This is a genomic window from Erwinia sp. 198 (genome assembly GCF_003937915.1).
In the GTDB taxonomy this organism is placed as follows: domain Bacteria; phylum Pseudomonadota; class Gammaproteobacteria; order Enterobacterales; family Enterobacteriaceae; genus Erwinia; species Erwinia aeris.
This window is the reverse complement of the sequence record NZ_RHUM01000009.1, coordinates 97,221-120,059: the sequence shown is the minus strand read 5'-3', so window position 1 is coordinate 120,059 and position 22,839 is coordinate 97,221. Positions and strand designations below refer to the sequence as shown.

Here is a 22,839-nt window from a genome sequence, read left to right as displayed (position 1 = left end):
GGGCTGACGAGACGGTAAAACAGCACGGTTATGCAACGGGACCAGTAAATAATGTTTTTGTGATCGCGAACGTCAATTACCAGGCGCTTGCAACAGGTAGTGCACCTAAGGCGTGCAGCATGCGCCAGAAAATAGCGTGGGCCGGGCACCCGCGTCAGGTCTGTATCAGGTAACAGAAAATAGCACGGGCCGGCTACCCGGCATCAGACAGGCAGTACGCATGAAAAATCACGCTGGTGCCTATGTCAGGCGGTAGTACCTGTCCGGAACCGGCGCTTCGGGGAGTTCGCGCTGGTTGTTCATCTCCAGCAGATTGATTTCTATATTGGTGCACATCGCATCCATCGGCAGATGGTTGTTGGCGTAGCCGAAAGGCATTTCCAGCTCTTCTGCCAGCGTATCCAGCGAAAGAAAGCTATAGGCGATAAAAACCGATACCAGCGGCGTCATATAGTGCAGATCCGGCACCAGCGCGAAAGGCAGCAGCGTACAGAACAGGTAAACGGTGCGGTGTAGCAGCAGACCGTAGGCGAACGGCACCGGCACGCTGGCCAGCCGCTCACAGCCGCCCAGCACCAGCGAAAGTTGATGAATGCTGTTATCCAGCTGCGCGTAAACGATATCCGAAATCGCTCCGCTGCGACGCTGGTCGGCCAGCCACTGGGATATTTCCAGTTCAATCGCATTGGTACGCGCGCGTCGCCGCAGGATAGCTTCGGCTTCATCGCCCAGAAAACGGTTGAGATCCTCCCGCGCATCGGTACGCCTGAGCTGGTGTTTAAGGCTATAGCAAAAAGCCATCAGTAAAGCGGCGATACGCGGCGCATCGGTCGGCGAGATCGCCAGCACCTGGCGCTGAATATCCCGGCAGGTAATCAGCAGGCTGCCCCAGAGCTGTCGCGCTTCTGAAAAGCGCGCGTAGCAGACGCTGTTTCGAAACCCCAGGAAGATAGCGATGGAGACGCCAAGCAGGCTGAAGGGCGCCAGCGTCAGCTTGACGCCCAGGGTTTCGTACCAGTCCAGGCAGAAAATGGCGATGATTGACATCAGCAGATTCAGGCCAAGCCGGAACAGGATCCCGGGCAGCACGGAGCCGTGCCAGGAAAAAAGGCGAACAAACCAGTGACGATGAGGACGGACGATCATAATAAGCAGCCGTAAATTTTTTTAGAAAGAGTGGCAAATTCCGGCCGCCCTGCCCAGCTATTTCCGTGATAACCGACACATCAGGTGCTGGTCAGGGCGCCATCAGATTGAACGAGTCCGCGCCGGAAGACTGTAAGGTTACTGGCGGCGTCAGCTTCAGGGTGATCCAGTTCGAGGTCACCCGCTGCTGCCTGCTGTCCTCGACGGTCACCGACAGATGGTACTCGTTAGTTGCTTCCGGCGAGCTATCCCAGGCCGGAATAATAATGCTCCAGCCGTCCGGGCTGACGTTGTTGGCAGGCGGCGTCAGGCTCAGCGCCTGGGTATCGCCCTGCCAGCTAATCGCCTTCAGCGGATTCGCCTGGCGAATTTGTAGCTTCAGGGGCAGCGTTTCGCCCGGCTGCACCTGCCACGGCGGCGTCGCCAGGAACACCGACAGCGTTTTGCGCTGGCGGAACTCCATCACCGGCAGATTACTGCGCGTTACCGCGTCGTAGCGGCTGCCGCTGAGCGAACGCGCGGCGGCCACGTTATCCGCCGACAGCTGCTTGCTCAGCGCCACACCGATCTGATAGTTCATTTTTAGCCCGAGCTGATCCTGCGTTTCGCCGCTGTCCGCTGTCTTATGCGAGGCAGTCAACGTAAACAGCGGCACCGGCGTATAGCTAACGCCCACTTTGATCGCGGCAGGATTGCTGCTCTGCGTACCGCTGTTGAACAGATCGACATTGTCGCCCAGATAGCGCTCGTAGCTGAGCGAGACGCCGAGCTGCTGATAGAAAGGCAAATAGCCCTGCGTGGTGATGTCATAGCCGCGCGCCATCCGCATCTCCTGCGTTGCCGAACGCTGCCGCCAGCCGGAAAGCGGCTGATAGTAGTTGGCAGAAAAGCGCAGATAGTGGCTCCAGGCCTCTGCGCCCAGCGATCCGCGCCGCTGGTTTTCGGTAAACAGCTCGTCGACAAAGGCGTTATAGCCCAGCCGCCAGCTACCGGTCAGCCAGCGCTGGCCAAGCCCCGCATTGCCGACCAGCCCGTCATCCGTCTGCTCAACGCCCAGCTGGCTGAACGTCAGATACTGATAGTTATCCTGCCACGGCGTAAGCAGCTGCGCGGACGAGCCGTCGAAATTGCCGTTGCTGTCCACCAGCAGCGATAAGTTGGCCTGGCCGTAAGGAGAAAGAAGCTGCTGCCCCTCGTTTTCGACGCGCCGTGCCGCCTCGTCGCGGAAATGATTAAAGGCCCAGGCGCCCGCCTCGCTGCTCAGCGATTTATCTTCATCGCTGTTCATACTGGCCTCGCCGATGCTTTTCATCGCCTGCGCAATACGCTTTTCCAGCGCCTGATCCGAACCGGTGCTGCTGCTGCCGAGATCGGGCAGCTCACGGGCGAAGCGGGCAGGATCGGCAAAAGACGCGTCGGCGACGCGGGTCTCCGTCATCAGCGCCTGAGCAATCGGCGACAGGGCCAGCAGCCCGGCTGAAACCAGCGCTCTGGCGGGAATGGGGAAGGCAGTTATTTTTTTCATCACGTTATCAGCGGTCGTAAAGCCTTTTTCTGAATAAGAAACCTGGATGTAGATCACAAAAAAATAGCTTAACACTTTTATTTTGTCAGCGGCACCCGCCATGCCTGCTGGCAGAGCGGCGATTTATCAACCAGACTTTGCGCTGGCCTCTTAACCCGGAAACCTCTGATGAAAAAAAGTCTGCTCGCAGCGCTGCTGCTGACGGCCGCGTCCGCGTCTGCCGCCCCGGTTTTTACGCTCAGTTCCCCCGACTTTAATGATAACGCGCTGATGGCAAAAAAATTCGCCGGCGCCGCCAAAGGCAACGCCAGCTGTACGGGAGAGAACATTTCGCCAGCGCTGAGCTGGAATAACCCGCCTGAAGGCACCAAAAGCTTTGCGCTGGTGGTGACCGATCCTGTAGGCGCTAAGGGGCTGGGCGTCGATCATCTGGTGGCCTACAACATTCCTTTTCAGCGCACCAGCTTTGCTCAGGGCGAGCTGACCCGCGGCAAAGGCTACACGGGCGGGAAAAATTCGCCGGGCACCCTGCGCTATCACGGCCCGTGCCCGCCGGTAGGCAGCGGCGAGCATCACTATAACTTCACCCTAATCGCCACCGATTTACCGGCAAACGGACTGGAGCAGGGTTTAACGCGCGAGGCGCTGTTTGACCGGCTGAAGGGCCATACGCTGGGGGCCGCTGGCCTGATTGGACGTTTCGGCAACGGTTGACCAGCAACGTCGCGCGCCTACGCCCCGGTACGCTTTATTCCGTCAGGATAGCCATCACGCGCCGGCAACCCCGGTGTGGTTAGTTTATGCGCCAGCCCTGCCGGCACGGTCAGCCACCGCTGTGCCGACAGGATAAAAAGTGACGGTGTCACTTATAATCTGCGGATCGGCAGCCTTTAACGCCCTGACCGGGCAGGAGAGATTTAGCGAGATGGGAAAGGAACAGAGGCGTCGCTAACGCGCATTCGGCTCCCCTCTCCTTCTACATCTGAAAAAGAGAGGCGGGCAATATTCGGCACTTTATTCCGCTAAACGGGTCAATATCGCCGGGCGGCTGTCAATAACATGTTACGTCCCCGTTCGCAATTGTTCCCATTCTCAAAAGCGTCATGTAGACTAAATACAAATTTATCTTTCTGTAAAACAGAATGATTTTCACGGGGCGGCCCTGCCGTCCGTGAAGAGTGGATTGTAGCCGTAACCACTGACGATATTCACGAGGATCAATGTGAAAATAAGCATCGCGTTAACTTTGCTGGCAGCGTTAGCCCTGTCGGCCTGTAAGGCTCCTGCTCCTGCCGTCACGGACGATACGCTGGTCACTTCCAGCGTCGACGGCGTGACCCTGACGCATCGTCACGCGATTCAGGCTCCTCAATCCTTTACGCCAGTCAATGAAACCTATCGGGCGCTGTATAACGCTTCCGTTATGAATCGTCCTGATTTCGGTGGCAGCCTTGTCCGCTACCTGGAAAACGGCAAGCCTTTCACCGTGCTGGGCGAAGTGGAAAACCACTGGCTGGCTATCGCCGAGCCTGACCAGCAGGAGCTGATCGGCTATGTGCCCTTTAAAGCCGGCGTGAAAAGCGAACTTTACGACGCCACGCTGCGTAGCGATCGGCCACGCCCGCGCAAAACCAAAAAGGTGTGCGTTGACGTCGGCGGACAAAGCAAAGCCTGTCGCAATAACGACACGGCCACCTGGATCCTGGAATAGGCGCGGTCCGCAGGGATCGCCCACTCAGAGAAAGCAAAAGGCGCCTTGCCCGCCACCTGGATGAGAAAGTAAAGCCTGATGACCCCGGAACACCATGCTGACGCGCCTGCCACCGTCAGCCAGGAAAACCCGCTACTCGCCGCCGCCGCGCCTTTGCTGAACGCAATTGTGCAGATCCGCCTGGCGGCAACCCATGACGATCCCGCTGGCCTGCGCCAACAGCTGGTGGATGAGATCCGCCAGTTTGAGACGCGCTGTAAACAGGCCAGCCTGCCGTTCGATATGATTATCGGCGCCCGCTACTGCCTGTGCAGCGCGCTGGACGAGGCCGCAGCCCAGACGCCCTGGGGCACGCGCGGCGTCTGGTCGGGAAACGGCCTGCTGGTGACGTTTCATAATGAAAGCTGGGGCGGCGAAAAAGTGTTTCAGCTGCTGTCCCGCATCTCGCAGACCCCGGCGCAGCACCTGTGGCTGCTTGAAACCATCCATTATTGCCTGCTGCTGGGCTATGAAGGCCGCTACCGTGCGGTAGAGCAAGGCCGGTTACAGCGCGACGCTATCCGCACCCGTCTGGCCCAGCTGATTGCCGACACGCGCGGCGCGCTGCCGCCGCCCATGCAGCCACAGCCGCAGCAACCCGTCGGGCAAAATACGCTGTGGCGTCCGCCGGTTCCGCTTTGGGCCAGCGTGGCGCTGGCCGCTTTTCTCGCCGGTCTGATTTACTCGGGGCTTAACTGGCGGCTGGGCAATGCCGCTGAACCGCTGCTGCGCGCCATTTGGGAAACGCCGCTGCCGACTAACGAAATAGCCCGTAGCAGTTCCGCTCAGGCGCTGCTGGATCTGCGGCAACGGCTGGACGACCTGATTGCGGCACGGCAGCTCGACGTGGCCGATGGCACTAACGGCAGCAAGGTTATTATCGCCTCTGACAGGCTTTTCCGCCCGGCGGGCAGCGATCTGCTGCCTGAAGGCCGCGCGCTGATCACGCGCGTTTCGGCCGCAATGGACAATATCAAAGGTACCGTGCTGGTCAGCGTCTATACCGATAATCAGCCCGTGCACTCCGCCCACTACGCCTCTAACTATGAATATTCGCTTGCCCAGGCCCGCACCGTCAGCGCGCTGATGCGTCAGCAGATGCTGGAGCCGAATCATCTTATCCGCAGCGAAGGCCGTGGCGACAGCAATCCGCTGCTGCCCAACGACAGTAGCGAAAACCGGGCGCGCAATCGTCGGGTAGAAATCGTGCTGTTACCGGCACCTGAAGTCCAATCCAGTCAGGCGGAGAAATACTGATGCCTTCCCTCCTCTTTTCTCTTTTGACCAGCCGCTTGCTGTGGGGCTTTTTCGGCATTACGGCACTTTGCGCGCTTATCTGGATGACCGGGCCGTTGCTGTCGCTGAACGATATTCACTGGCTGGAAAGCAGCGTTAACCGCCAGATAGCCATCGGCCTGTGCTATTTTTTGTGGATCCTTTTTCAGCTGATCCCCCAGCTCTATCGCGCCTGGTTTAACAGCAAGCTACTGAACAATCTGCAAAAATATAATGTTGACCATGCCGAGCAGGCGGCGGCGGAAGAGCTGCTCAGCGCGCTGTTCAGCGAGGCGGCGACCCTGCTCAAGAAAAAGCATTTTCCCGGACGCAATCGTCATCGCGGCTGGCTGCAACGGTTTAGCGCGCAGTATCTCTATCAGCTGCCCTGGTACATCATCGTCGGCGCGCCGGGCGCGGGTAAGACCACGGCGCTGCTCAATTCCGGGCTGGAGTTTCCGCTGGGCGACACGCTGGGCAGAAGCGCGCTGCGCGGCGTAGGCGGCACCCGCCACTGCGACTGGTGGTTTACCGAAGAAGCCGTGCTGCTGGATACCGCCGGGCGCTATACGCTACAGGAGAGTCAACGAGCCAGAGACGCCAGCGAATGGCAAACCTTTATCTCGCTGCTGAAGCGCTACCGTGCCCGCCAGCCTATTAACGGCGTGATCATGACCATCAGCGTGGCGGATCTGCTTAGCGATTCGGCAGACGCGCGCTACGTGCAGGCGACCGCGCTGCGCAGCCGCATGAAGGAGCTGCACCAGCAGACCGGTATTCACTTTCCGGTGTATGTCATGGTAACCAAAACCGATCTGCTGAAAGGATTTATGAGCTACAACGGCTCGCTGGATAAAAGTCAGCGCGACGGGATCTGGGGCTTTACCTTCCCTTGGGAGCCCGATCGCATCAGCGAACCGACCATTGGCACCCAGTTTGACCGGCAGTTCCGCGAGCTGACGGCACGGCTTCAGGCCGATCTGGCCGGAAAAATGGCAAAAGAGAGCGATTTGACCCAGCGCGCGGACTGCTTTTTGTTTCCACAAGAGTTTGCCTCGCTGCGGCCCCTGCTGGCGGAGTATCTGGAAATCGTCTTTGCGCCGGAGAAAGAGGGTCTGCCCTGGGCGCCGCGCGGCCTGTTCTTCACCAGCGGCACGCAGGAGGGTCTGCCTTTCGACCGCATTATGGGCGAGCTGACGCGCAAGCTACAGCTGCCGCAGGCCACCAGCCACTCCATCGCCAGCTGGGATACGGTGCACCGCAACGCGCCGATCCCGGCTAATAAAGGACAAAGCTATTTTATCCATTCCCTGCTCAGGGATCTGATTTTCCAGGAGAACAGCCTTGCCGGCAGCGATCGCACCTGGGAACACCGTAATCGTCTGCTGCATTGGGCCAGCTATGCCTCGCTGGCGCTGGCGCTGCTGATCGCTACGCTGTTCTGGACCACCAGTTATTATAAAAATCAGCGCTATTTGCAGCAGGTGGAGGCCCGTCTTGAGCCGGTTGATAAACAGGCGCAGCGGCTGGTGAACAATAACAACGGCGATATCCTGGATCTGCTACCCTTCTTAAATAGCCTGGTTGCCCTGCCGCAAAGCGACAGCTTCTCGCTGGACGACCCGCCATTGAGTATGCGGGCGGGTCTTTACCGTGGCGATCAGATCGGCACGGCCGCGCTGGGCTTTTATCAAAATGCGCTAAAAACGCTGTTGCTGCCGCGAGTGGCGCAGAATATTACCGAGGCGCTGCGTAATGATAAGGGCGACGACAGCGATTTCAGCCGCAACGCCCTGCGCGCTTATCAGATGCTTTATCAGCCGCGCAGCTACGACGGCGAGTTCTTACGCGGCTGGGTGATGCAGAATTTGCAGCGAACGCTACCCGCCAGCGTAACGACCCGGCAGCTTCAGCAGCTGGACTGGCATTTAAGCCAGCTGTTGGATCGCCAGATCCAGACCTCGCCGTTTGTCAGAGACAACGCGCTGATTATGCGCAAGCTGGCCGTGGGTATTGATAGCGCGGGCAAGCAGGATGCCGGCACCGCGGCAACCTCTGGTTCGTCGGTTCAGGCCACGAACCCTTAGCGGGAAAGGGGATAACCATGACGGAAAAAAGCAAGCTGGGTTGGTACGGCAAGCTGCCGGGCACCGGCGATTTTTTACAGCGTCGTCTGCCTGAACCCATTGTTGCCAGCTGGTCAAACTGGTTCCAGCTCGGCCTGTCGCACTGGTATCAGCATGGCGAAGCCGTAGGCGAACTCTTTAGCCGCGCGCCCGTCTGGAATTTTGCTCTACCCGCCACGCTTGGCGTACAGCGGGTACAGATTGGCTGCCTGCTGCCTTCGCGCGATCGCGTTGGCCGCAGCTGGCCCCTGCTGGCCCTACAGAGCGTGCCGGTTAGCCACTGGCATCCGGCGCAGCTTGCCGTTTCCGGCGACTGGTTTCGGGCGCTGGGCGAAGCGCTTCATCGCGCGGTTTCGCACACCTGTACGCCGACCCAGCTTGAGCAGGCGTTGTTGAACCTGCCGCCGCTGTCGCTGCCCGATACCAGCCGCTCCGATATTATGGACGTAATCGGCTATCAGGATCTTCCCTGCACGCTGGCCTGGCATGAGGTAGCCAACCGTTTTGATCCTATGCGCTATACCAGTTACTGGTGGACTAACCAAAGCGACGGCTATCCGTTAGCCAGCCATAAACACAGCGGTAATCTCACCGCCCGGCTCTTTACACAACTTTTTGACCCGGCCGCCGTAGCGCAGCCGGGTCGTCATGGACTCTATCCACCGATGTTTGAATAGGGTGACCGAATGACCCAGGTTTCAGGAAAAGCGCATGCGATTTACCCTTGTTGAGAGCAAAACCGAGGCGCCCGTTAACGTCTGTGATTTTGCTCCGCCCGGCGGCACAATAGGCCGAAGCGTAGATAACGATTTGGTTTTGCCAGACAACGAACGCGCGATTTCACGCCTTCAGGCCGTGGTGCACGTTGCCGGCAACGGCGAGTGCAGGCTGACCAATCACGGCAGCGTGATTGCAATTTTACATAACCATGTACCGCTGGCGCGCGGTAAGCAGATCCTGCTGCAGCATGGCGATCTGTTGGGGATCGGTGACTATCAGATTGCGGTGAGCGATCCTACCCGCGTTGAAGAAAAGCCATTCAGCGACGTTGACCCGCTGACGCTGTTTACCGAAGATCGGGCGTTGCCGGAAGATCCCCTGGGGATCCTGAACGAACAGGTGCCGATTGTCGCTCCCGTGGAGCGTGAACCCTCGCCCGTGCGGCAGCAGCACCGTCCCGGCGACGCCCGTTTGGGTATCGATCCTGTCGCTCACGAGCCTGCTCAGGCCGAACGCGCCGCTGGCGCAAGCAACGAGCAGCGCCTGCTGGCCGCGCTGATGGAAGGAATGGGGCTGGAAAGCGGGCCGGGAAAACCCCTTTTTACCGAAGAGCAGATGCGTACTACGGGCAGAATGCTGAGCCTGTTTTCGCAAGGCACCGTCGCCCTGCTCTCTTCGCGCTCGATCCTTAAGCGCGGCGTAAAGGCGGAAATGACCATGATCCTGAACGAGGCTAATAACCCGTTCAAGATCCTGCCGTCGGGCAAAACGGTGCTGATGCAGATCTACCAAAGCCAGATGCCGGGTTTTATGCCGCCTGAACAGGCAGTACGCGATGCGCTGGTCGATTTGCAGGCGCATCAGCTGGGCATGATTGCCGGGATCCGGGCGATTATCGCCGCCATGCTGCAGTCGTTTAATCCGCTGCGGCTGGAGGAGCACGCCCGCCGCGACGGCAATCTGCCGCGCATTGGCCTCAGCGCCATAAAAAAAGCCGCCCTGTGGGACTATTTTTTGCGTCACTATCAAAATACCTCTGGCGAAATTGAGGATGATTTTCATACCCTTTTTGGTGACGCTTTCCTGCAGGCCTATGATATGGAAGTGAATCAGTACAAAGATTCGCAAATCAGACCGGAACAAGAATGAAAATAAACCATGCCTCCACGTCGCAAACGGGCGCGCGTGAGAGTAATCAGGATGAAACCGGCGCGCGCGTAGGCGAACACTCAGCGTGTTTTCTGGTCTGCGACGGCGTTGCCGGCACGGCTGGCGGCGAACAGGCTGCCCGCATCGCCCGCGACGTATTGCTGACGCACGCTGACGATCGTCCTTTTACCGCCTGCGACAGCAAAGCGTGGGTGGAGGATGCGGAGGAAGCGATCCGCCTGGCGCAGAGGAAAAATCTGAATTTTGAGCGGATGAGCACCACGCTGGCGGCCCTGTTTATTGACCGCGATCGGCAGCTGGCCTGGTGGGCGCACGCGGGCGACAGCCGGGTTTACCACTTTCGCCGCGGGTTTATCCACTCTGTGACGCGCGACCATAGCCTGGCCCAGCAGCTAAAGGATGCTGGTGTGGATAATACCGGCATTAACAGTAACTTACTTTATAATGCTCTTGGTGCAGAAGGGACGCAGCCCGTCAGCTACAGTGAAGTGATGCCGCTGGAGGATGGCGACGTCTTTCTGGTCTGCACCGACGGTTTCTGGTGCAATTTGCAGCCCGGCGAGATGGAGCAGGCTTTGCGCATGGTCAGCTCGCCCCAGGAATGGCTGGCGCTGATGCATAAAGCGATCAATCGCAGCGAGAAAAAAGATAATTTAAGCGCGGTAGCTGTCTGGGTTGGCTCGCCGCAGGATACCACCCTGTTACAATCGATGGCGGATTCCGCTCGCTTTCTTCCGTCGCGTGATTAACCAAGGAACGCTATGAAATTCTGGTTGCCGGCCGTCACACTGTTGTTTGCAACTACCGCTCAGGCGGAAGACTACCGCGTGGTCTATTCTCCCAGCCTGGCGCTGGAAGTCTTTATCGATAACGTGGAAAGTAATGCGCCGAAGGACTGGTGTCAGCAGAATATTCCTCTGCGCATCGTCTCTGGCAAAAGCAAAGAGTCGAACGTGCTCAACACTTTTTTGCCGCGCGTAGGCAAGCTGCTGAATAATCAATGCGGCAAGCTGAGCGAGCTGCCGTGGCAGATGACCAACGAGGCAGGCTCGGTGCTCGCTTCCGGCACCGCTGCAAAAATGCAAAACTGGCGGCCGATCGTTATCGCCGACGGTACCGCTGCGGCCACCGCCAGCAACGCGGAACCGCTCGATTTATCGCAGCCTGCCAACAGCGCGCCGCTGCAGCATTTCGATCTGCCGGGCGGCTGCCACTTCCGCACCTGGTGGGACGAACGAGGCCAGTCGCTGTTTATCCCGGATGCCCGTCATCTGAGCTGCTCCACGGAAGGCTGGCTGGAAGGCAAAAGCGAGCTGACGCTGGCCAGCAACGGCAAGACCCAGGCGATCCCCGTACAGTTTTATCAGGGCTTTCCTTTACGCAACGTGCATCCGTCGCCGGGCGAGCTGACTATCGTCGCCGCGAATAACCAGCGCCTGGTCGTGGCCAAAAAGGGGGTGCCGGACAGTTGGCTGCTGCTGACGTTTAATCCGCAGCTGCACGTCTGGTCTTTTGAAGGCGCGCTGCTGGTGAAAATGAGCAAAAGCCAGGCTAACGATGCCGCACTGCTGAAAAACCGCGTTGAGGCGCTGCGCAAAACGTGGGGCGCGTTAACCAATCCGCAAGTGAAAATAAATGTGCTGCTGGTGAACGACCTGCATGCAGATCTGGCCGATCCGGCTATTGGCGCCTGGCGCACCGTTAACTGACTGCCTTTCCCGCAGGGTGAAAAGTCGCTAACGCTTAGAGAGTGTTTACTATGTCGGCAAACGATAAGAAAAACGTGCCCAACGCCCTTCCGGCCGGGCACCGTTTTAACGAATTTGAAATCAAAGAGGTTATCGGCGGCGGCGGTTTCGGCATTGTTTATCGCGCCTGGGATCATCTGCTGGAACGCACCATCGCCATTAAAGAGTATCTGCCGGTATCGCTGGTTTCGCGCGATGAAAACCTGACTATCGCGCTGCGCGGCGAACGCTATCAGAAACTGTTTACCGCCGGGCTGAACAGCTTTATTCAGGAAGCCCGCCTGCTGGCCCGGTTTAACCATCCCGGTCTGCTGCACGTGCTGCGCTTCTGGGAAGAAAACGGCACCGCCTATATGGGAACGCTGTACTACAGCGGCATGACGCTAAAGGAGTGGCAGCTCGGCAGCCCTGAAACGCTGACCGATGCCTGGATCCGCCAGCTGCTGCCGCCGCTGTTCGGCGCTATCGACACCATCCATCAGGCAGGCTATCTGCATCGCGATATCTCGCTGGACAATATTCAGATCCAGGATAACCAGCTGCCCGTGCTGCTGGACTTCGGCTCCGCCCGCAAGACTATCGGCAACCTTTCCGACCAGACGGAAATCATGCTGAAGCCAGGCTATGCGCCTATCGAGCAGTACAGCGAAGAAAGCGACAGCGATCAGGGGCCGTGGACGGATATTTATGCGCTGGGCGCGGTGCTGCATACGCTGGTGACCGGCAGTCCGCCGCCGGTCAGCGTGGTTCGCTGTATCGAGGATCGCTACCAGCCGCTGACCCAGCTGCGCCCTGAAGGGTTTTCGCTGCCTTTGCTGAATGCAATCGATCGCGCGCTGGCGATGAAACCGCAGGATCGTCCGCAGACTGTCGATGAGTTTGCCGCGCTGATTGCGCTGCCGGTAAGTACGGTAGAAGAGCTGGTGACCAGCGTGACCAGGGTACCCGAAGAGATAGTAACGCCAACCGTTACGCCGGAAGTGCAGCCGGAACCGCCAGCTATTACCGTGGCGCCCGCCTCGGCCAGTGCGGAGTATGCCTCGCTACGCCATCACAAACTGGCGAAACCGCTGGTGATTGCCGCCGGCATCGCGGTCCTGGCGCTGATCGGGCTGGTCGTCGCGCTTAACCATAGCGATGACGCTTCTGCGCCGGAACAGTCTGCTGCGGCCGATAATGCCGGCAGCGCGGCACCATCAACCGCCGTCGCGCCCGTAGACAAGCCGACCATTGCCACGGTCTATCTCAAGCTGGCCAGCGGCGAAACGGTAATGCTGAACGGCAAACCTGTTGAGGCGAAGCCGAATACCAGCGGTTACGCCGCGCTTAATCTGTCGGCGGGACATTATATTATTGAGGTCCACGCTGCCGATTCTGCCGTGCATACTCAGCAGCTGGATATTGATAAACCGGGCACCTGGCTGATCAATCCCGGCTCCTGAGGACGCGGCTCAGCCGGCCAGATCATTGTGGTAGACCTGAAGATCGCGGACGCGCTGAACCAGATCGGTCAGGCAGTCGTCATAAAGCCCGCGCCTTTTCAGCTCCTGCTCCAGCGAGAAAAGATATTGCGCGTTGGTGCCCAGCGGTCCACTGGCCTGAGCAATCAGCGGCGCGATAGTTTGCGGGCAGGAATCGGCCTCATACAGCGCGTGACGCGGATCCATAACAAAGGCCAGCGCCGTCACGCTGCGGCCGTCGGCCAGCTTCAGCTCGCACCAGGTCGGCAGGTAGCAACCGGTGACCATCTCGCGCTTCCACAGCAGCTCCAGCTCCTCGGCCAGCTTCGCTTCCGGCAGACGAAAGGCCAGCCCGGTGGTGCTGCCGCCCTCCTTCAATGCCAGCATCCGCCCCGGCTGCTGGGCAGTGCCGCGTCCGGCGGTAAGCCGCAGGCAAAAGGCGCGGTGCCAGCCGTTTAGCGTGCCTTCCGCTACCTCATCGGACTCAAATACCGGGTTCCACATCAGCGAGCCATAGCCAAAAATCCACACCGGGCTGTGATCGGGACGGCAGGCCAGGGTAGCCGCCAGCGAGGCCGCTCGCTGTTCGCAGGTCCACAGCAGTGATTCCTCAATGGCACCAAAGGCCGTTTTACAATCTGCTTTGGCCAGGAAGTCTCTTGTTAACATTAGCCCTCTCCGCTACTGCCCGTTCCCTGCTGCATTTGTTGTGACATAAATGTGTCGTTACGCTTACCTGACCTTAAGTCATTTCAGGCGTGCCGATCAAGTTTGAAGCGCGTCACAAAAGAATAAATTTACCTTAGGATTATCATCGGCGGCATAACGGAGAACTTCAGGGTGGCAGCGGAGAAAAATCAGAGACAACGGCTACGATAAACGAGGCTGCTCGCAGCGAGCAGCCCGGCGACATTTAATGCTTCTTATGCCACTTATCATCGTCGCCCTTTTCATACTGGTTCTTAACGGCCGCCCACGCTACCTTGTGCGCCACTTCTTCGCGTGACTCGTCGCCCCGGCGATCTTTTTCCTCTTTGTATTCGTCCCAGGCGCTGTTAAACGCCTCCTGATAAATGTCCTGTGCGTGAGCGGGCAGAACGTTTTTGACGCTGTCAGGCAGGGAACCTCTTGAACGGTATGGCATTATCGATCTCCTTGTTATCAGACTTTTTAAGCCTGGAACAAAATCGCTGCGGGTGCCACTTATGTCTTTTCAGTAAGGTCATATACTAACTATTACGTAACAGCCGTTTATCTCACTGAAATTGATAAATATCCGCTTTAATCGTCATGATAAAAGGCAAAGAGTGATAAAAAATACTTTACGAATCAAGATAATTACAGGGAGATTCAGGGTTAAGCCCACCCCGGATAATTATCAGGTTTTTCAGGTAAAATCATGTAAAGTTTACCATCAGTTAACCTTACTGCCGTTACACTGCGGGCGGTTGTTATATAATCAATGCACACAGCAATGGTTGCGTCTGTTTCGCAGTTGGACGGTCAAAAAAGGAAATATTGCCTATGAGCGCGCAAGAAAGCGTCAGAACACGTCATAAAGAATCATCCCTGGTGCTGCCGCTCGCGGCCCTGGTTATCCTGTGGTTTTGGGGCGCCTCAGAATCTTTACCGGCCATCATCGGCATTAATTTGCTGGCGCTGGTGGCTATCCTTAGCAGCGCGTTCAGCGTGGTGCGACACGCGGACGTGCTTGCGCACCGCCTCGGCGAGCCTTACGGTTCGCTGATCCTCAGCCTCTCCGTAGTGATCCTCGAAGTCAGTTTGATTTCCGCGCTGATGGCGACGGGCGATGCGGCGCCGATGCTGATGCGCGATACGCTTTACTCTATCGTGATGATCGTAACCGGCGGCCTGGTAGGCTTCGCGCTGCTGCTGGGCGGGCGCAAGTTTGCCACCCAGTACGTTAATCTGGCGGGCGTAAAGCAGTATCTGATCGCTATTTTCCCGCTGGCCGTGCTGGTGCTGGTTTTCCCCAACGCGCTGCCGGAAGGCAATTTCAGCGCTGGCCAGGCGCTGCTGATTTCCGCCATTTCCGCCGCGATGTACGGCGTGTTTCTGCTGATCCAGACCAAAACGCACCAGAGCCTGTTCGTTTATGAGCATGAGGACGAGGGCGATGACCCGCATCACGGCAAGCCGTCCGCCCACTCCAGCGTCTGGCATACCTGCTGGCTGCTGGTGCACCTGGTGGCCGTGATTGCCGTCACCAAAATGGATTCCAACACGCTGGGCGCGCTGCTGACCGAACTGAACGCGCCTGAGCAATTCACCGGTTTCCTGGTGGCACTGCTGATCCTCTCGCCGGAAGGCCTGGGCGCTATTAAAGCCGTGCTGGCGAATCAGGTGCAGCGCGCGATGAACCTCTTTTTCGGCTCGGTGCTGGCCACCATCTCGCTGACCGTGCCTACGGTAACCATTATCGCCACGCTCACCGGCCAGGAACTGATTTTCGGCCTGGAGCCGCCGCATATGGTGATTATGCTGGCCTCGCTGCTACTGTGTCAGATCTCTTTTTCGACCGGCAGAACCAACGTGCTGAACGGTGCGGCGCACCTGGCGCTGTTTATCGGCTATCTGATGACGGTAATGCTGTAGGCGTGACGACGCAACATATCGCGGCCCGCGGGAAAGGCGGATAACGACTCGGCGGTTAAGGTATGAGATACGGCGTGACTCGCAGATCTGCGGTGACAGGATGTAAGGCGGACAGACTGAAGGTCGGCGGTGACAGGATGTAAGGCGGATTGATTAACAGATTAGCTGTTCAGGCCGGCGCCCTCAGGGCTGCCGGCCTGATTTTTATCAGCTGCTGGTATCCAGCGCCGGGAAGTTCTTCACCAGATCGTCAATCGCTTTAATCTGCATCAGGAAAGGCTCCAGCTTGTCCAGCGGCAGCGCGGACGGGCCGTCGCATTTTGCATTGGCCGGATCCGGATGCGCTTCGATAAACAGACCGGCCAGGCCGACAGCCATACCGGCACGCGCCAGCTCGGTAACCTGACCACGACGACCGCTGGAAGCGGCACCGAACGGATCGCGGCACTGCAGCGCATGCGTCACGTCGAAAATGACCGGGCTACCGTTGGAAACCTGCTTCATAACGTTAAAGCCCAGCATGTCCACCACCAGGTTGTCGTAGCCGAAGTTCGCGCCGCGATCGCACAGGATAACCTTCTCGTTGCCGCCTTCCGCGAACTTCTCAACGATGTTGCCCATCTGACCAGGGCTGACGAACTGCGGCTTCTTAACGTTGATGACCGCACCGGTTTTCGCCATCGCTTCCACCAGATCGGTCTGACGTGCCAGGAAAGCAGGCAGCTGGATCACGTCAACCACGTCGGCCACCGGCTGCGCCTGGCTGGCTTCGTGCACGTCGGTGATAATTTTCACGCCGAAGGTCTGCTTCAGCTCCTGAAAAATCTTCATGCCCTCTTCCAGACCCGGCCCGCGATAGGAGCGAATCGAAGAACGGTTGGCCTTGTCAAACGAGGCCTTAAACACGTAAGGGATGCCCAGCTTCTGGGTCACGGTGACGTAATGTTCGCAGATACGCATAGCGAGATCGCGCGATTCCAGTACGTTCATACCGCCAAACAGCACGAACGGCAGATCGTTTGCAACCTTAACATCACCAATGCTAACGACTTTTTGTTTCATCTCTTCGCCTTATTCTTTATTTAACAGATTAGTGCAGCGTGATCTGTTTCTGTTCAATCGAATGGATCTGTAATTTAATCATTTCGCTAACCGGATCTTCCGGGCACTGTTCAACAAAATAGGTCAGATCGCTTACCGCCACGTGCTCACAGTCCAGCTGCGCGAAAATCAGCCCGCGATCGCGGATTTCATAGGGATCGTCCGGGTCCATATTGACCAGCACCTGGCTGACCTGCAGCGCCAGCTCCATCTGCTTTTCTTCCATCAGCGCGGCTTTCAGCGTATCCAGCATCTTGTTGAGCACCAGCTGCGGCTCGGCCTCCTGTAGATCGTCGTCATACAGTTCAGCCACCGGGCCGATATTGCCCTTCAGCCACACTTCCAGCGTGTGCTCATCCAGCGTTTCGCCGTTAAAGGGATTGATCAGCCACATCTCTTCGTCAATCCAGTCGGCCCGCAGAATAAGCTGCGTAGGAAAAATCACCGGCATCAGCGGCAGCGAGAGTTCGTGAGCGATATGCAAAAAGATCACGCCCAGCGAGACGGCGGTGCCCTGCCGGGTTTTCAGCACGTTATCCAGCCACAGCGTGTCGGACAGACGGTAAACGCCGCTCGCGCCGCCGAAGCCCCAGCGCTGCCAGAACAGCTCAATGAGTTTCTCCAGCTGCAAATCCTGCTCCAGCTGTAATGGAATGGTGGCGCGCGCCTCTTTAACCAGCTCCGCCAGCTGCTTCTTCACGTCTTCAGCAGGAAACTCAGGACGGATGGCCAGCGTGGCCGCAATTACCGCCTCGCACAGCGGGGTCGCTGTGCCTTCATCAGTTGCTATCGACGTCATACATTCCCCAACAATGGCATTTTTGTGGTGGCCAGATGGTAAATCATTACCAGCATCGCGGCCGCCACGATAAAAGCTATCCAGCGCGTTTTTTGCGCGCGTGGTTTGCGCCCAAGGGCAATAAAGCCAAGCGCGATATAGATAATAACGCCAAACAGCTTTTCAGTCAGCCATGCGCCCTGAGGCGTAAAGGGATAAAAGTGCGTTATCGCCACCAGCATCGCGCCCGAAAGCAGCAGCAGCGTGTCGTTCAGGTGGGGTACGATGCGTACCCAGCGCTTTTGCAGCATCCCTGAGCCGGTCTGAAGCCAGAAGAAACGCAGCAGAAACAGCGTGGCGGTAAGGATTACCGTCAGCAGATGCAAATTTTTTACAGCACTGTACCAGTCAGCCATTTATTTTCCCTCGTTCAGGGTTTTTGCGCATAAGTCACGCGGTCATTGCCGCCATAATCCCGGGCGGTGGCAACGTTAGCAAAACCGGCCGCGCGCAGGATCGCCTGCACGGCCTGCGCCTGTTGCCAGCCATGCTCTAACAGCAGCCAGCCGCCGGGCAGCAGCGCCTCTCCCGCCTGTGCGGCGATGCTCCGGATATCAGCCAGGCCGCCTTCCGCCGCCACCAGCGCGCTTTGCGGCTCAAAACGCACGTCGCCCTGCCGCAGATGCTCGTCGGCTTCATCAATATAGGGAGGATTGCTGACGATAACGGCGAAGCGTTCGCCCGCCAGCGCGCTGAACCAATTGCTGAGCCGAAAAACGGCGTTATGGATGCCAAGGCGTTGCGCGTTGCGCTGCGCCAGCTCAACGGCCCCCTGAATGCGGTCGACGCCGGTAATGCGACAGTCGGGACGTTCACTGGCGATAGCCAGCGCAATCGCGCCGGTGCCGGTGCCCAGATCCAGCACCGCCGCCGGTTCGGCAGGGATATGAGCCAACGCCTGCTCCACCAGCAGCTCGGTGTCCGGCCGGGGAATAAGCGTATCGGGGGAGACGCTGAGCGGCAGCGACCAGAATTCACGCTCGCCGATCAGGTAAGCAATCGGCTCGCCGTTGACGCGGCGAGCCAGCAGCGCAGCCAGGCGCTCCTGCTCGCGTTGGGTCAGCGCCGTCTCGTCAAAGGCAATAAGCCAGCTGCGGGAGCGGCCGGTGACAAAGCCAAGCAGGATCTCTGCGTCTCTTTTCGGGCTTTCACTGCCCGCCAGTTCAGTAATGGCTCCTTTCAGCCACTGGCGAATCTCCATTACTCCTGCTCGGACAGGGCGGCCAGCTGGTCTGCCTGATACTCCTGCACCACAGGCTCAATCAGCATATCCAGCTTGCCCTGCATTGCTTCGTCCAGACGGTAGATGGTCAGGTTAATGCGGTGATCGGTAATACGACCCTGCGGATAGTTATAGGTGCGGTTGCGGTCGGAGCGATCGCCGCTGCCCAGCAGGTTGCGGCGCGTTGAGGCTTCTTCCTGCTGACGACGGGCGCTTTCGGCCGCCCGAATGCGCGAACCCAGCACCGCCAGCGCCTTGGCTTTGTTTTTGTGCTGCGAACGCTCGTCCTGACACTCCACCACGATGCCGGTAGGCAGGTGGGTAATACGGATAGCGGAGTCGGTGGTGTTAACGTGCTGCCCACCCGCGCCCGATGAACGGAAGGTGTCGATTTTCAGATCGCTCGGGTTGATATCCGGCAGCTCGGCTTCCGGCACTTCCGGCAGCACCGCAACGGTACAGGCGGAAGTGTGGATACGGCCCTGCGATTCCGTTTCCGGCACGCGCTGCACGCGATGGCCGCCGGACTCGAACTTCAGGCGACCGTAGGCGCCGTCGCCGACGATTTTGGCGATCACTTCTTTATAACCGCCGTGCTCGCCCTCGTTGGCGCTCATCACTTCCACTTTCCAGCGGCGCGATTCCGCGTAGCGGCTGTACATCCGGAAGAGATCGCCAGCGAAAATGGCCGCTTCGTCGCCGCCGGTGCCGGCACGCACCTCCAGATAGCAGTTGCGCTCGTCGTCCGGATCTTTCGGCAGCAGCAGCACCTGTAACTCCTGCTCCAGCTGTTCGCTGGCCTCACGCGCCTCTTTCAGCTCTTCCTGCGCCATATCGCGCATTTCCGCATCGTTAAGCATCTCTTCGGCGGCGGCGATATCTTCCTGATTCTGCTGCCAACGACGGAAACACTGGCTGACATCGGTCAACTGCGCATACTCGCGCGACAGCGCGCGAAATCGCTCCTGATCGGCAATCACGCCAGCATCGCCCAGCATCGCCTCGACTTCCTCGTGACGTTCCTGCAAGGCTTCCAGTTTGGCAACAATAGAAGGCTTCATGAATATTCCCTGTATATAAAGAGGTAAAAACGCTACAGCCCCAGGCCGTCGCGTAAAATCTGCAGGCGTTCGTCATCGCCGTCGCGGGCGGCCTGCTGAAGGGATTTGGTTGGGGCGTGGATCAATTTGTTGGTGAGCTTATGGGCCAGCTCACGCAGCACGGCCTGCGCATCCGCGCCCTGAGCCAGCGCCGTCAGGGCGCGCTCTTCCAGCTCGGCGCGCACCTGCTCGGCCTGCGAACGATACTCACGGATGGTCTGGCTGGCGCTCTGGGCGCGCAGCCACGACATAAACTCGTCGCTTTCCTGCACAACGATAGTTTCCGCCTGCACGGCGGCCGCTTTACGCTGCGCCATATTGCTTTCGATTATCGCCTGGAGATCGTCCACGCTGTAGAGATAGGCGTTAGGCAGCCTGCCCACCTCCGGCTCGACGTCGCGCGGCACGGCGATATCCACCAGCAGCATCGGCTGATTGCGGCGCTGTTTCAGCGCGCGCTCCACCATTCCCTTGCCGATAATCGGCAGCGGGCTGGCGGTAGAACTGATGATAATGTCGGCCTCTGCCAGACGCGCGTCGATCTCCGCCAGGCTGATGACTTCGGCATCAACCTCGTCGGCCAGCTTCTGGGCACGTTCACGGGTGCGGTTAGCGATAATCAGCTTCTGCACCTTATGCTCGCGCAGATGGCGCGCGGCCAGCTCGATGGTTTCGCCCGCGCCAACCAGCAGCACGTTGACGGTAGACAGCGACTCAAAGATCTGCCGCGCCAGCGTACAGGCGGCAAAGGCCACGGAAACGGCGCTGGCGCCGATATCGGTTTCCGTGCGCACGCGCTTGGCGACAGAGAAGGATTTCTGGAACATTCTCTCCAGCTCGCTGGAGATAGTGTGGCCGCGATGCGAATCGGCGTAGGCTTTTTTCACCTGGCCCAGGATCTGCGGCTCGCCCAGTACCAGCGAATCCAGCCCGCTGGCGACGCGCATCAGGTGGCTGACGGCCTCGTTATCGTGGTGCCAGTACAGGCTTTTGCGCACTTCATCGGCGCTGAGCTGATGATAGTCGCACAGCCATTTTACCAGCTGTTCCTGCAGGTTTTCCTGTTGTTCAACGCTAAGGTATAACTCGGTCCTGTTACAGGTAGACAGCACGACGCCGCCCTGTACCAGCGGCTGAGCAAGCAGGCTGTCGAGAGCCTGATCCAGCGTATCCGGCGAGAACGTCACGCGTTCGCGCAGAGCCACAGGAGCCGTTTTATGATTTATTCCGAGTGCCAGCAACGTCATGAGTCAGGTCTGGGAGATCCCACTGTTGATAGGGTTTTGTGAGGCGCATTCTACAAGATGCGCGAGATCAAGAAAAGCCACATTCGCCGTTCACTGCGATTGATATAGCTATTCAGCACGAAACAGGTCAAATTGAGTATTGACGCGGCCCCTGGCGGTCGATAGTTTGAACGGTTACTTTGCGCGTCAGCGCCTGAACGGAGTCTGAGGAGTCCCCATGTTTATGTCGAATCGCCGCCTGTTGCGGCTTCTTCCGCTTGCCAGCGTGCTGCTGGCTGCCTGTAGCGTTAATAAACCCCAGGGGCCAGGACAAAGCGTCACCTCGCCACAGTGGCAGCAGCATCAGCAGGCTGTCGAAAAAATCACCCAGTATCAGACGCGCGGCGCTTTTGCCTATCTGTCCGACAAGCAAAAGGTTTACGCCCGTTTCAACTGGCAGCAAACCGCGCCGGATCGCTATCGTCTGCTGCTGACCAACCCGCTGGGCAGCACCGAGCTCCAGCTGGACGCACAGGGCAGCGTGGTACAGCTGGTCGACAATAAAGGCAAGCGCTATACCAGCAACGACGCCGAGAAGATGATTTCGCAGCTGACCGGCATGGATATTCCGCTCAACAGCCTGCGCCAGTGGATGATGGGCCTGCCGGGCGAGTCCACCGACTACGCGCTGGACGATAAATATCGTCTGCGTGAAGTCAACTACAGCCGTAACGGCCAGCAGTGGACGGTGACCTATCAGGCCTATGACAACAAGCAGCAGCCTGCCCTGCCGGCCAATATGGAGCTGCGCGAAGGCGATCAGCGCATCAAGCTGAAAATGGATGGCTGGACGGTAAAATGACGGCGGTCGCTAAGTGGCCCGCGCCCGCTAAACTTAACTTATTCCTCTACATTACCGGCCGTCGTCCTGACGGCTATCATGAGCTGCAAACGCTGTTCCAGTTTCTGGACTATGGCGACACGTTAAGCATCCAGCCCGACAGCAGCGGCCAGATTACGCTGCTGACGCCGGTTGAGGGCGTGCCGGACGAAGAGAACCTGATCGTTCGCGCGGCCAGGCTATTGCAAACGCGCGCCAGGCAGCAGGGCGTCCTGCCGGAAAACGCAGGCGCTTCGATCGCTATCGAAAAACGGCTGCCGATGGGCGGCGGGCTGGGCGGTGGTTCTTCGGACGCCGCTACCGTGCTGGTGGCGCTGAATCACTACTGGCAAACCGGCTTCAGTTTTGACGAGCTGGCGACGCTGGGCCTGCGGCTGGGCGCGGACGTGCCGGTTTTTGTGCATGGCTTTGCCGCCTTCGCTGAAGGCGTTGGCGAAACGCTGACGCCGGTTAACCCGGCAGAAAAATGGTATCTGGTGATCCACCCTGGCGTTCACATCTCAACGCCGGTGGTGTTTAACGATCCTGAACTGATCCGCGACACGCCGGTAAGGGAAATCAGCCAGTTATTAGCGGATAATTACCGCAATGATTGTGAGCCAGTAGTAAGAAAACGTTTTCGCGAGGTTGAACAGCTTGTTTCCTGGCTGCTAGAATACGCGCCGTCGCGCCTGACCGGAACCGGCGCTTGCGTGTTCGCTGAATTTGACACCGAGCCCGCTGCCCGTCAGGTGGCTGAGCTTGCTCTGAAAAAGTGGCAGGGCTTTATTGCGCGAGGCGTTAACGTTTCGCCGCTGCACCGCTACCTTTCCGAGCAATAAGAGCCGCGGCGACCGCTTCACCCTGTTCCTGAAGCGGCGCGGCGCTCGATTACACCCGTATGGACCCGTCAGCGGTATACCGCCCAGTGCCGCT

General features: G+C 58.5%; 22 protein-coding genes. 12 read left to right on the top strand and 10 right to left on the bottom strand.

Features of this window, described 5'->3' with window-relative positions; translation table 11 throughout:
* Window positions 1-240: 240 nt before the first annotated feature.
* Window positions 241-1,146, bottom strand: coding sequence for a bestrophin family protein (locus EGK14_RS14105; protein ID WP_125289729.1), 906 nt, complete (start codon window positions 1,144-1,146; stop codon window positions 241-243).
* A 91-nt stretch (window positions 1,147-1,237) separates the two neighbouring features.
* Window positions 1,238-2,671, bottom strand: coding sequence for a YchO/YchP family invasin (locus tag EGK14_RS14100; RefSeq protein ID WP_199746440.1), 1,434 nt, complete (start codon window positions 2,669-2,671; stop codon window positions 1,238-1,240).
* A gap of 168 nt (window positions 2,672-2,839) precedes the next feature.
* Here EGK14_RS14100 and EGK14_RS14095 point away from each other — a divergent pair, with 168 nt between their 5' ends.
* The 9 genes from EGK14_RS14095 to EGK14_RS14055 all read left to right on the top strand — a co-directional run bounded on the left by EGK14_RS14095 (window position 2,840) and on the right by EGK14_RS14055 (window position 12,902).
* The gene (locus EGK14_RS14095; RefSeq protein WP_125289728.1) at window positions 2,840-3,385 is read left to right on the top strand and encodes a YbhB/YbcL family Raf kinase inhibitor-like protein; all 546 of its coding nucleotides are present in this window, start codon (window positions 2,840-2,842) and stop codon (window positions 3,383-3,385) included.
* A 508-nt stretch (window positions 3,386-3,893) separates the two neighbouring features.
* A complete protein-coding gene (locus EGK14_RS14090) occupies window positions 3,894-4,382 on the top strand; it encodes an SH3 domain-containing protein (protein ID WP_125289727.1) in 489 nt (162 codons plus the stop codon).
* Window positions 4,383-4,460: 78 nt separating this feature from the next.
* Window positions 4,461-5,678 carry a type IVB secretion system protein IcmH/DotU gene (icmH, locus tag EGK14_RS14085; RefSeq protein ID WP_125289726.1) on the top strand — a complete coding sequence of 406 codons (1,218 nt, stop codon included), beginning with the start codon at window positions 4,461-4,463 and terminating at the stop codon, window positions 5,676-5,678.
* A complete protein-coding gene (gene tssM / locus EGK14_RS14080) occupies window positions 5,678-7,783 on the top strand; it encodes a type VI secretion system membrane subunit TssM (protein WP_125289725.1) in 2,106 nt (701 codons plus the stop codon). Before icmH ends, tssM begins: the two co-directional genes overlap by 1 nt.
* A 17-nt stretch (window positions 7,784-7,800) precedes the next feature.
* Window positions 7,801-8,499: a type VI secretion system-associated protein TagF gene (tagF, locus tag EGK14_RS14075; RefSeq protein WP_125289724.1), complete on the top strand. Its 699-nt coding sequence runs from the start codon at window positions 7,801-7,803 to the stop codon at window positions 8,497-8,499.
* A gap of 34 nt (window positions 8,500-8,533) precedes the next feature.
* Window positions 8,534-9,691 (top strand): type VI secretion system-associated FHA domain protein TagH, encoded by a 1,158-nt coding sequence (gene tagH / locus EGK14_RS14070; protein ID WP_125289723.1) that lies wholly within the window; start codon window positions 8,534-8,536, stop codon window positions 9,689-9,691.
* Complete coding sequence (locus EGK14_RS14065) at window positions 9,688-10,461, top strand: PP2C family serine/threonine-protein phosphatase (protein ID WP_125289722.1); 774 nt, start codon at window positions 9,688-9,690, stop codon at window positions 10,459-10,461. Before tagH ends, EGK14_RS14065 begins: the two co-directional genes overlap by 4 nt.
* Before the next feature lie 12 nt (window positions 10,462-10,473).
* Window positions 10,474-11,421 (top strand): hypothetical protein, encoded by a 948-nt coding sequence (locus tag EGK14_RS14060; RefSeq protein ID WP_125289721.1) that lies wholly within the window; start codon window positions 10,474-10,476, stop codon window positions 11,419-11,421.
* A 50-nt stretch (window positions 11,422-11,471) separates the two neighbouring features.
* Complete coding sequence (locus tag EGK14_RS14055) at window positions 11,472-12,902, top strand: serine/threonine-protein kinase (RefSeq protein ID WP_125289720.1); 1,431 nt, start codon at window positions 11,472-11,474, stop codon at window positions 12,900-12,902.
* 9 nt (window positions 12,903-12,911) lie between these two features.
* Here the strand turns inward: EGK14_RS14055 and EGK14_RS14050 are convergent, their stop codons facing one another.
* Together EGK14_RS14050 and chaB are read right to left on the bottom strand one after the other, a co-directional pair.
* Window positions 12,912-13,589, bottom strand: a complete 678-nt coding sequence (locus tag EGK14_RS14050; protein WP_125289719.1) for a gamma-glutamylcyclotransferase — start codon at window positions 13,587-13,589, stop codon at window positions 12,912-12,914.
* Window positions 13,590-13,833: 244 nt separating this feature from the next.
* Entirely contained in the window at window positions 13,834-14,064 is a 231-nt protein-coding gene (gene chaB, locus EGK14_RS14045; RefSeq protein ID WP_125289718.1) for a putative cation transport regulator ChaB, read from the bottom strand.
* 380 nt (window positions 14,065-14,444) lie between these two features.
* On the opposite strand from chaB, the gene chaA reads away from it, so the two are divergent.
* Window positions 14,445-15,536: a sodium-potassium/proton antiporter ChaA gene (gene chaA / locus EGK14_RS14040; protein ID WP_125289717.1), complete on the top strand. Its 1,092-nt coding sequence runs from the start codon at window positions 14,445-14,447 to the stop codon at window positions 15,534-15,536.
* Window positions 15,537-15,743: 207 nt separating this feature from the next.
* On the opposite strand, the gene kdsA is transcribed toward chaA, so the two are convergent.
* Genes kdsA through hemA form a run of 6 tightly spaced genes read right to left on the bottom strand, consistent with a single transcriptional unit; the run spans window position 15,744 to window position 21,044 of the window.
* Complete coding sequence (gene kdsA, locus EGK14_RS14035; protein WP_125289716.1) at window positions 15,744-16,598, bottom strand: 3-deoxy-8-phosphooctulonate synthase; 855 nt, start codon at window positions 16,596-16,598, stop codon at window positions 15,744-15,746.
* 28 nt (window positions 16,599-16,626) lie between these two features.
* The gene (gene sirB1, locus EGK14_RS14030) at window positions 16,627-17,436 is read right to left on the bottom strand and encodes an invasion regulator SirB1 (RefSeq protein ID WP_125289715.1); all 810 of its coding nucleotides are present in this window, start codon (window positions 17,434-17,436) and stop codon (window positions 16,627-16,629) included.
* Window positions 17,433-17,831: a SirB2 family protein gene (locus tag EGK14_RS14025; RefSeq protein ID WP_125289714.1), complete on the bottom strand. Its 399-nt coding sequence runs from the start codon at window positions 17,829-17,831 to the stop codon at window positions 17,433-17,435. Before EGK14_RS14025 ends, sirB1 begins: the two co-directional genes overlap by 4 nt.
* A gap of 14 nt (window positions 17,832-17,845) precedes the next feature.
* A complete protein-coding gene (prmC, locus tag EGK14_RS14020) occupies window positions 17,846-18,676 on the bottom strand; it encodes a peptide chain release factor N(5)-glutamine methyltransferase (RefSeq protein WP_125289713.1) in 831 nt (276 codons plus the stop codon).
* Window positions 18,676-19,758: a peptide chain release factor 1 gene (prfA, locus tag EGK14_RS14015; protein WP_125289712.1), complete on the bottom strand. Its 1,083-nt coding sequence runs from the start codon at window positions 19,756-19,758 to the stop codon at window positions 18,676-18,678. The genes prmC and prfA overlap by 1 nt, the downstream gene beginning before the upstream one ends.
* Window positions 19,759-19,790: 32 nt before the next feature.
* The gene (hemA, locus tag EGK14_RS14010) at window positions 19,791-21,044 is read right to left on the bottom strand and encodes a glutamyl-tRNA reductase (RefSeq protein ID WP_125289711.1); all 1,254 of its coding nucleotides are present in this window, start codon (window positions 21,042-21,044) and stop codon (window positions 19,791-19,793) included.
* Between the two features lie 217 nt (window positions 21,045-21,261).
* On the opposite strand from hemA, the gene lolB reads away from it, so the two are divergent.
* Window positions 21,262-21,885: a lipoprotein insertase outer membrane protein LolB gene (gene lolB / locus EGK14_RS14005; protein ID WP_125289710.1), complete on the top strand. Its 624-nt coding sequence runs from the start codon at window positions 21,262-21,264 to the stop codon at window positions 21,883-21,885.
* On the top strand, window positions 21,882-22,745 hold the full coding sequence (ispE, locus tag EGK14_RS14000; protein WP_125289709.1) for a 4-(cytidine 5'-diphospho)-2-C-methyl-D-erythritol kinase: 864 nt from the start codon (window positions 21,882-21,884) through the stop codon (window positions 22,743-22,745). The genes lolB and ispE overlap by 4 nt, the downstream gene beginning before the upstream one ends.
* Window positions 22,746-22,839: the final 94 nt, after the last annotated feature.

Bases quoted from the DNA above. Each gene is read 5' to 3' on its own strand.
- EGK14_RS14105 (WP_125289729.1), bottom strand. From the start codon at position 1,146: ATGATCGTCCGTCCTCATCGTCACTGGTTTGTTCGCCTTTTTTCCTGG.
- EGK14_RS14060 (WP_125289721.1), top strand. From the start codon at position 10,474: ATGAAATTCTGGTTGCCGGCCGTCACACTGTTGTTTGCAACTACCGCT.
- EGK14_RS14065 (WP_125289722.1), top strand. From the start codon at position 9,688: ATGAAAATAAACCATGCCTCCACGTCGCAAACGGGCGCGCGTGAGAGT.
- tagF (WP_125289724.1), top strand. From the start codon at position 7,801: ATGACGGAAAAAAGCAAGCTGGGTTGGTACGGCAAGCTGCCGGGCACC.
- icmH (WP_125289726.1), top strand. From the start codon at position 4,461: ATGACCCCGGAACACCATGCTGACGCGCCTGCCACCGTCAGCCAGGAA.
- EGK14_RS14055 (WP_125289720.1), top strand. From the start codon at position 11,472: ATGTCGGCAAACGATAAGAAAAACGTGCCCAACGCCCTTCCGGCCGGG.
- chaA (WP_125289717.1), top strand. From the start codon at position 14,445: ATGAGCGCGCAAGAAAGCGTCAGAACACGTCATAAAGAATCATCCCTG.
- EGK14_RS14050 (WP_125289719.1), bottom strand. From the start codon at position 13,589: ATGTTAACAAGAGACTTCCTGGCCAAAGCAGATTGTAAAACGGCCTTT.
- prfA (WP_125289712.1), bottom strand. From the start codon at position 19,758: ATGAAGCCTTCTATTGTTGCCAAACTGGAAGCCTTGCAGGAACGTCAC.
- ispE (WP_125289709.1), top strand. From the start codon at position 21,882: ATGACGGCGGTCGCTAAGTGGCCCGCGCCCGCTAAACTTAACTTATTC.
- sirB1 (WP_125289715.1), bottom strand. From the start codon at position 17,436: ATGACGTCGATAGCAACTGATGAAGGCACAGCGACCCCGCTGTGCGAG.
- tagH (WP_125289723.1), top strand. From the start codon at position 8,534: ATGCGATTTACCCTTGTTGAGAGCAAAACCGAGGCGCCCGTTAACGTC.
- EGK14_RS14100 (WP_199746440.1), bottom strand. From the start codon at position 2,671: ATGAAAAAAATAACTGCCTTCCCCATTCCCGCCAGAGCGCTGGTTTCA.
- chaB (WP_125289718.1), bottom strand. From the start codon at position 14,064: ATGCCATACCGTTCAAGAGGTTCCCTGCCTGACAGCGTCAAAAACGTT.
- EGK14_RS14095 (WP_125289728.1), top strand. From the start codon at position 2,840: ATGAAAAAAAGTCTGCTCGCAGCGCTGCTGCTGACGGCCGCGTCCGCG.
- EGK14_RS14025 (WP_125289714.1), bottom strand. From the start codon at position 17,831: ATGGCTGACTGGTACAGTGCTGTAAAAAATTTGCATCTGCTGACGGTA.
- kdsA (WP_125289716.1), bottom strand. From the start codon at position 16,598: ATGAAACAAAAAGTCGTTAGCATTGGTGATGTTAAGGTTGCAAACGAT.
- lolB (WP_125289710.1), top strand. From the start codon at position 21,262: ATGTTTATGTCGAATCGCCGCCTGTTGCGGCTTCTTCCGCTTGCCAGC.
- prmC (WP_125289713.1), bottom strand. From the start codon at position 18,676: ATGGAGATTCGCCAGTGGCTGAAAGGAGCCATTACTGAACTGGCGGGC.
- hemA (WP_125289711.1), bottom strand. From the start codon at position 21,044: ATGACGTTGCTGGCACTCGGAATAAATCATAAAACGGCTCCTGTGGCT.
- tssM (WP_125289725.1), top strand. From the start codon at position 5,678: ATGCCTTCCCTCCTCTTTTCTCTTTTGACCAGCCGCTTGCTGTGGGGC.